We start from the raw sequence: 11960 nt of genomic DNA on the forward strand, positions 1-11960 counted from the left end.
ATAAACATACGTCAAGTACAGCGCATTTTCCTCTTTCATAACGCAAAAAAAAGCGATAGAGATTCTATCGCTTTACTTTTTCACATTACTATTCGTAAATTTAGATACCGAGGCCATCGTCTCTCCCGTATCTAAATATGTAATTTGAATTGGATCTCCCACTTCTGTAAACATAGCATATGGGAATTTCTTCACAGGTATCATAAATACCTTTTGTTCATTCTCTAAAAGCACGTACACGATTGTATTTTCACCTGATTTTTCTTTATATACACGTTGTACAATACCTTCTTTTTGCGCTTCTTTTCCTGTTGAGGTTGGTCTAAAGGTATCACCATTCCCGCTCATTACGTTTTTATAATTCTCGAGCGCTTCTTTCTGCGAAGAACCTGTCGCAAATATTTTTGCATTAGCAGCATATACAACTGTATGTGCACGTACTAGGCCTCCGTCATCAACAACCGGAATAATCCAAGCTGGTTTACCATATACGTTATAAATGACAGGCATTGTCCCATGCCATTTCTCTCTCTTAAAGGAGTTATCTACTACTTCTGTAGCTGCTGAACCATCCATAATTCCCTTTACTTCTTTGCCGTTATAGTAATACAACTTACCTGTACGCGCATCAATAAGCGAGTAACCTAACGCAGAATCTACTCCTTCTTTCGGAGAGGTGAAATCAGTAAAGTAATATAGCGTTCCATCCTTACCAAAGATTGGTGTAACTCCTTCTTTCGTTCCCCACTCAGTCGGAATCTTCATATCAGTTTGCGAGAATTTCGTATTCCAAAATCCGTGAATATATTTACCAAAGTACGTATTTAACGTAGATGCAGTCTCATGATTTAATACACCATCAACAAATTTAGGTGCCTTTCCTTTATCATACCTTTTCACTTCACCTGTTTGTGCATCTACTACGACAACACCATCTACCTCAAATCCAGATCTTCCTGAAATAAATTCACCATACGTCATTGTATAATATGGTTTCCCTTTATCATCAACCTCAAATTTAGGTTTCCCTTTAAAGATTAAATTTGGTTCTGCTTGCCTTACCACACGCTCTAAATTATTACCGAAAAACATGCTTGGCACATATTTCATTTTATAACCGAGGTGCAGTTTCGCTTCCGCATCAGGATTCGTACCTGACATCGTTACATACCCTGGAATTGTCTCAGCTTTACGCGCTTTAAAAAATCCTGAAACTTCAATCGGCGCTACATATAAAGCCTCACCGTTTACCATTTGTGGCGTTAATTCTCCTAGCTCAAAATAAGCTACTTTCGGAATATCACCAAATACTTTTTTCATCTTATTCTCCGCTGTCTTTGGCGGCACTGTAAACGGCTGGTCATTTTCAGTAAACGGCTCTGAAATATCTTTCTCTACCTTAACAACAGAATCATATTTCTTTTGCGAGATTACTATATCGTGCAAATAACCAAAGTAGCCGTAACTTGCGAGTAAAATAAACATTAGAAGTCCTTTTAACGTACCTTCTAATTTTCCTATTTGATCTTGTGAAAATAAAACAAGCCCAATTAAAATTGCTGCTGCAACAGAATAATGAGTAAGAATCGAATCTACTCGATCATCAATTAGCCAAAAGTATTCATAGATTGCAATACCTATCCAAAATAAAACAGGAATAACTAAAACAGATGATTTCTTACCCTTTACAACCTTCTTACCTCCCTTCTTATCCACTGCTCGAAGCTTACTGCTACTTCTTGTCCATGGAATCAAAAACAAAGTGAGAATAGCTAAAACTAAAAATTTCATCAAAGGCACTGTCCCCTTTTCTTTTGTATTCCCTTTTAGTATAACAAATAAAGGGTATTCAGGTGAAAATAGGAATCGTTATATTTTTTTACTACTTAATACAATCCCACTCACTACATATAAAATAGATGCAATATAAAAAATTGTACCAATCGTAAAGAAATCTACTAAATATCCTGTGACAATAACCGCTACTGCTCCGCCAATGGATGTCCACACATGGTATTTCCCAATCTCATAGCCAGCCTTTTCCTGCGCAACCTTTCGTGCTAAAGACGTCTTCTCAGTATTACGCTGCACAGCACCTAAAACTCCCATTACAATTTGAAGAATATACACATGCCATACTTCCGTGGCAATCGGAAAGCAAAGCATTAATATTGCCATAGACCACGCGTATACTATTAATAATTTTCTATCACCTACTTGATCAGATACCTTTCCCACTAGTGGATATACAAGTGCTGATGTTAAAGCAAATAAGCCATACGCCCAGCCAAATTGCGAGAAGCTATTTCCAACGTTCCTAAGTAATAATATATAAAAAGGAAATACCATACTTCCTGCCATCATGATGATACTTTGTGAGGCTACAAATCTTCTATATGTCATTTCGTATACTCCCTATAAAATAAATTCACAAATCTCTCTTCTGAATCTATTTCCTTCTTTTTCTTGAGAAATTCTTCAATACGAGGATATGCCCTCTTTAACTGCTCTTTCGTCGGATAAGAATAGTACGGCAAATAGTAACTACCGTTATGCTTTAAAGTAACATCAATCATCTTCCGAATGACATCCTCTGTTTTCTTTATCTCACTATCTGAGCGTCCCTGGTTAATTAAAAGAACCAGCGCAAACATATCATCTTTCGCATAGGACAAAACTGCATTTTCATTCTTTTCCACGTAACGAATCGTAATATTGAGCAAATTAAACTCTTCTTCATTTAATACGTTACGTAAATCATCTATATACTCCGTGAAAGAATCTATAGGTACAAAGTATTCTTGTAACACTTCGGTCCTATTTGGATTTTCATATTCCATAAAGGCACTATCTGATCTCATAACATTATTACGTGTCTCATACTTTCCATCTGTACGTTCAAAGTAACTTCTTTGTATATCCCAAAATGTATTCTTTCCCCAATCACTATAACGCGATAACCCAAGTAAAAATTTCGGTGCAGCTATAATATTTTCTTCTTTTAATTCACTGTACTCTTCTCTCATATTTTGATTTTGTGCCAAAGTATAATCTGTCACATACATCTCTTTTAAAAATGAATTTGGAGCAACAGAAATACGTGCTAAGTGCATACGAACATTCTCATCCCTTTTCACTTTCTCTTTGAAATAAGATGCATATTCTTTATAATCTATCATTCTCGTGTGCATTTCATATAATTCATCATCTGTTAACTTTAGCGTCACATCTAAAATAATTCCGAATAAACCGTAACCACCAATGACATATGGGAATAACTCCTTATTCTCTTCCCTACTTACATTACGTACCGTACCATCTGCCATTAATAGTCGAAATGATTCAACCGTATCAATCAATGATTCGTGACGAATATCACGCCCATGTACATTTACACTTAATGAACCACCGACAGTAAAAATATTTTGAGACTGCATGACCTGGACCGCAAGACCATATGGATTTATTTTCTTCTGAATATCATTCCACGTGACACCGCTTTGAACTGTAATCCGCTTCTTCTCTGGATCAAATTCTAATATTTTATTATATCCTTTCATATCGAGCATCGTACCGTTCGGATAATATGTCTGTCCTCCTTGGCTATGTTGCATACCTGCAATGGAAATTTTCTCTCCCGAAACTTTTGCATCTCGCACTAATTTTATTAACGAGTGCTCTTCCGTAGCACTTTCAACACGTTTTATTTTTGTTGGAAGCAACTTACCTACATCGCTCATAATAGGATGATCAAGTTGTTTTTTATACGTATGTACAGACGTTGCAAGCAAAACCGTATATGCTACAATGATCACTGCTATCTTTCTTTTTTTCAAATGACACTCTCCTTATTAGCAACAAAAAGAGATACCTGTTCTTTCAGGTACCTCTCTTAACAGTCATTACTTTGCTGCTGGCAATTGTATTGGTTCAAATTTATCATACGATGTAAACTTTGCATCCGTAATAATGTGTGCTTTATCCTCACCATTACTGCTCATAACCATATCTATCTTTGCTGATTCATATTTAAAATCTTTTGTAATAATATATTCCCCATCTATTTCTTCTATCTTTGCATTTTGGCCTTGTAGCATTTGTTTCTGCTTTTCATCCATACTAGCTAGCATACTCTCTGTCTCTTGTCCTTTTAATGCAAATTTCAGCTTATACTTATCTCCGCTTTTCTCCATCTTCACCTTGTTTAAAATTTCCGATGGAACTTCTAAATTATCTACCATTCCTTGAGTCGCATTCATTCCGTTAGCATTTAATTGTTCCTCTGGTACAGACATAACTTCACCCGTACTAGGATTTTTTACCTGACCAGCAATTTTTCCACCTACATCATAAACAACAACCTCTGTACCAGAAACATTCATTTCAGAACGAGAATTCTTTTTCTTCGGCTCTAGTTGCATTTTGGCCTTCATTACATTCATCTCTGTTCCTTCAGCCTTTATTCCCACATCATATGTCATCGTTACATTTTCTTCGTTTTTAAAAGCTTCATTCGCTTTATTGAAAACATCCTTCGCTGTTAATTCTTTTTCTTTCTGCACAGCTTCTTTTTTCGGTTCATCAGTCTTTTTTGTTTTCTCATTACTACACCCTACTCCTAGACCGACTGCAAGTACTAAGCTTGAAATTAAAATAAGTTTTTTCATAACGTCCACTCCTTCCCCAAAATAATATCATCTCTTTTCCTATGAAATCTATATAATTCGTAATATTTCTCTTTAAATTTATTCCCCATATAACAACATGTTTGAGGAAAAGTTTAAATATGATGTAAATAATAACAACTCATTTCAGGAGGTCATTTATGAAAGCGATTATTTGCACAAAGTATGGACCACCTAATGTTCTCCAGCTTCAAAATATAGAAAAGCCTAAACCTAAAAAAAATGAAGTATTAGTTAAAATTCACGCAACAAGTGTATCGACTGGAGATTGTAGAATACGTGGCTTTAATAGCCCCCTCTTATTTTGGATTCCTATGCGTATCATATTAGGTTTCAGAAAACCGAGAAAACCTATACTTGGCGTAGAGTTATCCGGTGAAATCGAAGACATTGGAACAGATGTAACACAATTTAAAAAAGGAGATCCAGTTTTTGCATTAACAGAACTAAACCTTGGTGGTTATGCCGAATACACATGCGTGCATGAAAGTGGATTAATAGCATTAAAACCTACCAATGTGACATATGAAGAAGCTGCCGTTATTCCTTTTGGCGGAACTTCAGCATTGCACTTCCTTAGAAAAGGACAGATAAAAAAAGGACAACGAGTACTTATATACGGCGCCTCTGGGTCAGTAGGGACAGCTGCCGTACAACTTGCTAAATACTTCGGGGCGACTGTCACAGCCATTTGTAGTAGTTCGAATTTCGATTTAGTAACAGGTTTAGGGGCAGACAACGTAATTGATTATATGAAAGAAGATTTTACTAAGCAGGGCGAGCACTACGATATTATATTTGATGCAGTTGGAAAATATAAAAAGTCTCTTTGTACAGATGCATTAATGCCTAATGGAAAATATGTATCTGTGAACGGAATGATGGCAAAGGTCAGTAAAGAAGATATGAACCTACTAAAACAACTAGCTGAAACAGAAAAGCTAAAACCTGTTATTGATAGAACTTACCGATTAGAAGAAGTTGCAGAAGCCCATACGTATGTAGAAATGGGCCATAAAAAAGGAAATGTTTCGATTACCTTAAAATAGAATATATTCTGAAAATAATATTGACAATTCCTTTTGTAAGATTTACTATTAGTACCATATTTAAAAACTACATATACATACTCTTATCAAGAGTGGCGGAGGGACTGGCCCGATGATGCCCGGCAACCGAGCTTATAACGTATAAGCTAAGGTGCTAATTCCTGCAAAACGAGTTTTCGTTTTGGAAGATAAGAGAGGAATCTATTTCGTCTATTCGGCACCTCTCTTATTTTTGGGAGGTGCTTTTTATTTTGGAACGTATAAGAAGGGGGATTTATAGATGAAAAAGGTATTATTAAGCATTGTAAGCGGAGCAGTATTATTATTAGGCGCATGTAGCGTGAGTTCAGATAAAGAGGTAAAAGCATTAGACGAGAAAAAGATTACTGTCGGTGTAACAGGTGGACCACATGAACAAATTTTTGAAAAGGTAAAAGAAGTTGCAGCAAAAGATGGTCTCGAAATTGATATAAAAGTATTTAATGATTATGTAGCGCCAAACGTATCTTTAGATGAAAAAAGCCTTGATGTAAATAGCTACCAAACGAAATCGTATTTAGATGTCTTTAAAGCTGAACGCAATATGAAATTAGCTGAAGTATTTTCAACAGTAACATTCCCTATGGGCGTATATTCTAAAGACATAAAAGATGTAAAAGACTTAAAAGAGGGCGATGCAATTGCTGTACCAAATGACCCAACGAATGAACTTCGAGCTTTAAAATTATTTGAAAAAGCAGGGGTTTTAAAAGTTGATCCAAAGGCTACAGAAAAAGCGACTGCAAAAGATGTAATTGAAAATCCGAAAAATTTAAAGATTGTTGAATTAGAGGCATCTCAATTACCAACACAGCTAAGTGAAGTGAAAGCTGCTGCGATTAACACAAACTTTGCATTAGGTGCAAAACTAAATCCAGCGAAAGATTCCATTTTCCGCGAAGGAAAAGATTCACCATACGTGAACTGGGTCGTTGTTCGTACTGAAAATAAAGATGATGCCGTTGTAAACAAATTAAAGAAAGCTTATCAATCTAAAGAAGTAAAAGAGTTTATCGAGAAAAAATTTGATGGTTCAGTTTTACCATCTTGGTAGGAGCTGACGATAATGATTGAATTAAAAAACATATCCAAAGTATTTACAACAAAAAAAGGGAATGTTGAGGCTCTTAAGTCTACTTCCCTTAAAGTAGAAAAAGGCGAGGTATTTGGAATCATTGGGTATAGTGGCGCTGGTAAAAGTACATTGATTCGATGTGTAAATTTATTAGAAAAACCAACGACAGGAACTATCATTGTAAACGAACAAGACTTAACAACTTTATCGACAAAAGAACTAGCAAAGGCGCGACAAAAGATCGGAATGATTTTTCAAGGTTTTAATTTACTTAAAACTGTTACCGTCTATGAAAATATTGCATTACCTTTACGCCTTGCTGGCATTCCAAAAGCGGAAATTGAAAAAAGGGTAGAAAAGTATTTACGCGTTGTCGATCTTTTCAATCGAAAAGATGCTTATCCAAGTGAACTTTCTGGCGGTCAAAAACAGCGCGTTGCCATTGCACGTGCACTATCACATGAACCTGAAGTTTTATTAAGTGATGAAGCAACAAGCGCATTAGACCCAGAAACAACCGATTCCATCCTTGATTTGTTATTAAAGATTAACGAAGAAATTGGAATTACGATTTTACTCATTACACACGAAATGAATGTCATCCAGCGTATATGCGACCACGTTGCCGTTATGGAACATGGATCTGTAGTCGAAAGCGGGACTGTGAAAGATATTTTCACAAACCCACAACATGTAACAACGAAGAAATTTGTAAATAGCGCATTTGCAGCGAAAATTCCAGAAGAGGTACAGAAAGAACTACAAAGTACTGGAGAAATTGTAACACTTTCATTTATTGGCACTACTTCAGGAGAACCTGCCTTAGCTGTCGCTACGAAACGTTTCCAAGTATATCCGAATATTTTGTCCGGTAATATTACGCAGTTAAAACATGAGGCATACGGGAAACTTGTCGTTCATATGCAAGGGGAACAAAATGAAATCCACCGTGCTTTATCATTTTTACAAGAGCAAGGAATCATCGTAGAAGGAGGTAGAACAGATTATGGGAAACAAGTCCTTTTTGGATGAATGGGGTAAAGTCATATGGGAAGCAACAATCCAAACATTTCAAATGACATCTATTTCATTACTCATCTCGATCCTTATTGCACTGCCACTTGGTGTCACACTTGTTTTAACGAGACCTGGTGGACAGCATGAAAATAAAATTATCTATCCTATTCTTAATACAGTTATTAATGTCATTCGCTCTCTTCCATTTATCATTCTATTATTCTTTATTTTACCTTTCACAAAATTTCTGATGGGAACATCCATTGGTGTGCAAGGTGTTATCGTACCGCTTGTCGTCTTCACAGCCCCTTATATCGCACGTTTAATGGAGACAGCTTTACTAGAAGTAGATCGCGGTGTCATTGAAGCCTACCAAGCGATGGGCGTTTCTACTATAAAAATCATTTGGCACGTTATGGTGAAAGAAGCTCGTCCCTCCCTTGTACTCGGATTAACAATTGCAACGATTGGCTTAATCGGCGCAACAGCAATGGCTGGTCTTGTAGGTGCTGGCGGGCTAGGGGATTTAGCATATCGCTTCGGACATTTACGCTACGAACCTGAAGTCATGTATGCAACCGTCTTTATTTTAATTATCATCGTTCAAGGATTACAGTCTTTAGGGAATGGTGTTGCACGAAGACTGAAGAAAGATTAAAAAAGAAGGTATCTCACCAAGGTGAGATACCTTCTTTTTATCTTTTAAATCCACCTTCTGAATGAATAACTTGCCCAGTAATCCACTCAGCTTCTTCACTTACTAAAAATTTAATAAGTCTAGCTGCATCCTTTGGCTCACCAATTCTGCCAAAAGGAAACATCGGCTTTAACCCTTGTTTTATCTCTTCAGTCATCCATCCTGTATCGGTTGGTCCTGGATTAATTGCATTCACTGTTATTCCTAAATGAGCTACCTCCGCTGACAACGTGCTAGTAAGAGCATCAATAGCTCCCTTCGTTGTTGCATACGCCAGTTCTCCAGCCATAGGCCCTTGAAATTGCCCCGAAGTCATATTCACAATTCTACCACCAGATTTTTCATCAAATCCTCGGGCAAATTGACTGCTTAACAATGTAGTTGCACGAATATTTACCATGTAATGCCTATCTAATTCTTCAGCAGTCAAAGTAGAGAAATCATTATTCGTAGAATATGCTGCATTATTAATTAATATATGAGGGTACCCTAATTGTTCAGTAACTTTATTTATAAGCTCTTTCGGTGCATCATTCTGAGTTAAATCTAACTCCATACTTGATACTTTAACACCGTTTTTTAGTAACTCTTCTTTTAATTGTATTTGTTCATTTTTATCAACGCCCCAAGGCATCTCTTTATCGTAAGCTGTCCAATACGTAAAAAATATATCGTATCCTGATTCAGTTAATTCTTTACAAATTGCTGCGCCTATACCATCTAGACGACTTACGCCTGTAACAACTGCTACTTTATTTTTTAATTGGTTCATCATATACTCCTCCAAGTTTAAAGGACGCATATTTTATATAAGAGATATAAACTTTCCCACAAAAAAGACAGATACATAAAATAGGCACCTATCCTTATAAAAGGAATGTACAAGCCAAATATGCATTCCTTGAATGATTTACAGATAACTAAATAAACCCTCGCTTATGAGAGAAAAATTCATCTATCTAATTTCGAATCATTACAAGTTCATCCACATATTGAGTCTTTGTCCCCTCTCCATATATCTCCAAATTTCATTCTACCATTAAAGATTTAATATTTCAAAAAATAAAATAACCACTCTTGTTTATAAAGTATCATGTACTATAAACCATAGTTAATAACTAATTTAAATTTAAGTGTATACATTTACCATTACCTATTCGTTGTATAAGTGTAGGGAGGAAAATGATGGGAAAAGAAAATATATTGACCTCCTATCTTATCAATTTAGGAGAGGAAGTGTTCAAACTACTATTAGCGAAAGGGGCTATAAAAGAAGATGCAGAAGACATCATCCAAAATACTTTCTATAAAGTATATACGTTGCTAGATGACCTAACCGAAAGTAACATACGGCCATGGTTTTTTAGGGTCGCATTAAATGAATACATTGACTTGAAGAGAAAAAAAGAGCAGCAAAACATCTATTTAACTGAAGAGATTTATTCAAAACTACAGTATACAGACCGAAAATTGGATGCTGTTTTAAATAAAGATGAGATTTTCTATTTATTAAAAGATATAAAACTAGAATATAAAGAAGCCTTCTTTTTAAAATATTATTATGATTTTTCATATGAAGAAATCGCCCTAATACTAGATATTCAAGTTAACAGCGTCAAACAAAAGTTACATCGTGCACGTAAAGCAATTCACTCAGAAATAGGAGGAAAACCTTAATGGATACTTCTTTAAAAGATGCATTAAAAAAAGCTAAAAGAAAACAGTTACTTAAAATCATCATTACTTCTGTTATCGTTGTAATCATGCTTATCCCTATCATTTATAAAGTTGGCAATTACTTTGCAGCGAAAAGTTCGACAAAGCTTCACGAACGACTATTTTTACATAACTCAATTGCAGAACCTAATGTCCATATTGATTCTCAAGTTACGAGTAATTCTTCTATGTTCGGTGGCAATATTATATCAAACCGTTCCAAAAACATTAACGGTTATGTAGTCCCATGGAACACATTAACAAGTTCTTATGGTTGGTTCCTGACTCATATTGACTTCAATGAGTTAACACCTGGCTTTTATTGGTCAGATACAAATTTCTATGAGTATGATAAACAAACAAAGAATAAATTTGCGACATTTTATAATCCGGCTATTAAAGATTATCACGATGGTGTGCAAAATGAATTAGGGGCAGTTTCACAAATGAACAACTATGTTGCCGAAGTTGCCATCTCTTTCAATCAACCTTATACATTAAAAGAAATTCAAACAAAAATACCAGATAACTTAAATATCGTATGGCTATATATGACCTCACCCATTGGAGATGAAAGTGAAGGACCTGCCGGTATGCCCGTTTACGGATTCAATCCAGACAAGTCTCCTGAAGAAGCGTACAAAGAGTTCGTTGATTCACTTAACCAATACGATGACGATGGACATGACGAAGATATCCAGAAATTTTTAAAAGCAAACAAAAACAAACCATTCGATCAAGTGAAAATTTTAGGTGTTATGCTAACAGGAAAAACGGAAAACTTTAAGGCGTTAGAAAATCAAGACTTTATTCGTGGTGCTTCTGTAGGAGTGACTGCGCAAATTGTTCCTTATATAAAACCGGAGAAATAATAGTAATGCCCAGATATGCTAAAAAAACTAAATGAATCTGTTTACTATGGGAGCTCTCTACTAAAATAGATAGCTCCCATACCACATTTATTCTTCACCTTCCAAAAATAAATTTCAAAATGCTTTATGTACAATTTTACAAATAAAAAATTATAAACTTGTTCACATTATATCCATTGTGAATTTATTCACAATGGATATATAATAAACATGTAAATACAATATTGGAGGGATTTCAATGGTTATCAATTTTTTAAGAACTGATAAACGTGCTACTTTCATATTATTACTTTTACGGCTTTACATAGGATATACATGGTTCGCTGCTGGGATAGGCAAAGTCTTCGGACAATCTTTTGACGCAAGTGGCTTTCTAAAGGGTGCTATTGCTCAAGCATCAGGTGACCACCCTGCCGTACAAAGTTGGTGGGCAGACTTTCTTCAACATTTTGTTCTTCCAAACGCAGACCTATTTAGCTTTTTAGTTCAATGGGGAGAAATTTTAGTAGGTCTAGGTTTAATTTTAGGCGGATTAACAAAAACAGCTGCATTTTTCGGAATCATAATGAATCTTTCATTTTTATTAAGCGGAACTGTTAGTGTAAACCCAAACTTACTTATTTTGACTATGTTCATTTTAGTTGCAGGGCAGAACGCTGGACGTATTGGATTAGATGGCTATGTTTCCCCTAAACTTTTCCGTAAAAACAACCACGGAACATATAAATTAAGTAAAACTGCGTAGTAACAGTTTACTCTTAAAATATAAATAAGAAAAAGAGCCTGAGTATGATATTATCCCCTTTAGGT

The 11960-nt window shown here is 35.5% G+C and carries 12 protein-coding genes and 1 riboswitch; of the genes, 7 read left to right on the forward strand and 5 right to left on the reverse strand.

Features of this window, described 5'->3' with window-relative positions; all coding sequences use genetic code 11:
• Positions 1-72: 72 nt before the first annotated feature.
• From COK05_RS09755 to COK05_RS09770, 4 genes are all read right to left on the reverse strand, one after another.
• The gene (locus COK05_RS09755) at positions 73-1791 is read right to left on the reverse strand and encodes a DUF3981 domain-containing protein (RefSeq protein WP_098612414.1); all 1719 of its coding nucleotides are present in this window, start codon (positions 1789-1791) and stop codon (positions 73-75) included.
• Positions 1792-1869: 78 nt separating this feature from the next.
• The gene (locus COK05_RS09760; protein ID WP_098612415.1) at positions 1870-2403 is read right to left on the reverse strand and encodes an MFS transporter; all 534 of its coding nucleotides are present in this window, start codon (positions 2401-2403) and stop codon (positions 1870-1872) included.
• Positions 2400-3836 carry an FAD-binding oxidoreductase gene (locus COK05_RS09765; protein ID WP_141538983.1) on the reverse strand — a complete coding sequence of 479 codons (1437 nt, stop codon included), beginning with the start codon at positions 3834-3836 and terminating at the stop codon, positions 2400-2402. Before COK05_RS09765 ends, COK05_RS09760 begins: the two co-directional genes overlap by 4 nt.
• A 66-nt stretch (positions 3837-3902) precedes the next feature.
• On the reverse strand, positions 3903-4667 hold the full coding sequence (locus COK05_RS09770) for a DUF6612 family protein (RefSeq protein ID WP_098612416.1): 765 nt from the start codon (positions 4665-4667) through the stop codon (positions 3903-3905).
• A gap of 158 nt (positions 4668-4825) precedes the next feature.
• Here COK05_RS09770 and COK05_RS09775 point away from each other — a divergent pair, with 158 nt between their 5' ends.
• The 4 genes from COK05_RS09775 (at position 4826) to COK05_RS09790 (ending at position 8523) form a co-directional block, all read left to right on the forward strand.
• On the forward strand, positions 4826-5734 hold the full coding sequence (locus COK05_RS09775; protein ID WP_098612417.1) for an NAD(P)-dependent alcohol dehydrogenase: 909 nt from the start codon (positions 4826-4828) through the stop codon (positions 5732-5734).
• A gap of 80 nt (positions 5735-5814) precedes the next feature.
• Positions 5815-5929, forward strand: a riboswitch (SAM riboswitch).
• 85 nt (positions 5930-6014) lie between these two features.
• Positions 6015-6827 (forward strand): MetQ/NlpA family ABC transporter substrate-binding protein, encoded by an 813-nt coding sequence (locus COK05_RS09780; RefSeq protein WP_098612418.1) that lies wholly within the window; start codon positions 6015-6017, stop codon positions 6825-6827.
• A gap of 12 nt (positions 6828-6839) precedes the next feature.
• A complete protein-coding gene (locus tag COK05_RS09785; protein WP_098612419.1) occupies positions 6840-7880 on the forward strand; it encodes a methionine ABC transporter ATP-binding protein in 1041 nt (346 codons plus the stop codon).
• Positions 7855-8523, forward strand: coding sequence for a methionine ABC transporter permease (locus COK05_RS09790; RefSeq protein WP_098612420.1), 669 nt, complete (start codon positions 7855-7857; stop codon positions 8521-8523). Before COK05_RS09785 ends, COK05_RS09790 begins: the two co-directional genes overlap by 26 nt.
• Positions 8524-8560: 37 nt before the next feature.
• Here COK05_RS09790 and COK05_RS09795 read toward each other — a convergent pair whose 3' ends face one another.
• Positions 8561-9337 carry an SDR family oxidoreductase gene (locus COK05_RS09795; RefSeq protein WP_141538984.1) on the reverse strand — a complete coding sequence of 259 codons (777 nt, stop codon included), beginning with the start codon at positions 9335-9337 and terminating at the stop codon, positions 8561-8563.
• Positions 9338-9747: 410 nt separating this feature from the next.
• Here COK05_RS09795 and COK05_RS09800 point away from each other — a divergent pair, with 410 nt between their 5' ends.
• The 3 genes from COK05_RS09800 to COK05_RS09810 all read left to right on the forward strand — a co-directional run bounded on the left by COK05_RS09800 (position 9748) and on the right by COK05_RS09810 (position 11895).
• Entirely contained in the window at positions 9748-10239 is a 492-nt protein-coding gene (locus COK05_RS09800; protein ID WP_098612422.1) for an RNA polymerase sigma factor, read from the forward strand.
• Positions 10239-11150, forward strand: coding sequence for a sigma factor regulator N-terminal domain-containing protein (locus COK05_RS09805; protein ID WP_098612423.1), 912 nt, complete (start codon positions 10239-10241; stop codon positions 11148-11150). The genes COK05_RS09800 and COK05_RS09805 overlap by 1 nt, the downstream gene beginning before the upstream one ends.
• A 238-nt stretch (positions 11151-11388) precedes the next feature.
• Positions 11389-11895 carry a DoxX family membrane protein gene (locus tag COK05_RS09810; protein ID WP_098612424.1) on the forward strand — a complete coding sequence of 169 codons (507 nt, stop codon included), beginning with the start codon at positions 11389-11391 and terminating at the stop codon, positions 11893-11895.
• Positions 11896-11960 lie beyond the last annotated feature (65 nt).

This window comes from Bacillus cereus (assembly GCF_002567495.1).
GTDB lineage: Bacteria > Bacillota > Bacilli > Bacillales > Bacillaceae_G > Bacillus_A > Bacillus_A cereus_AQ.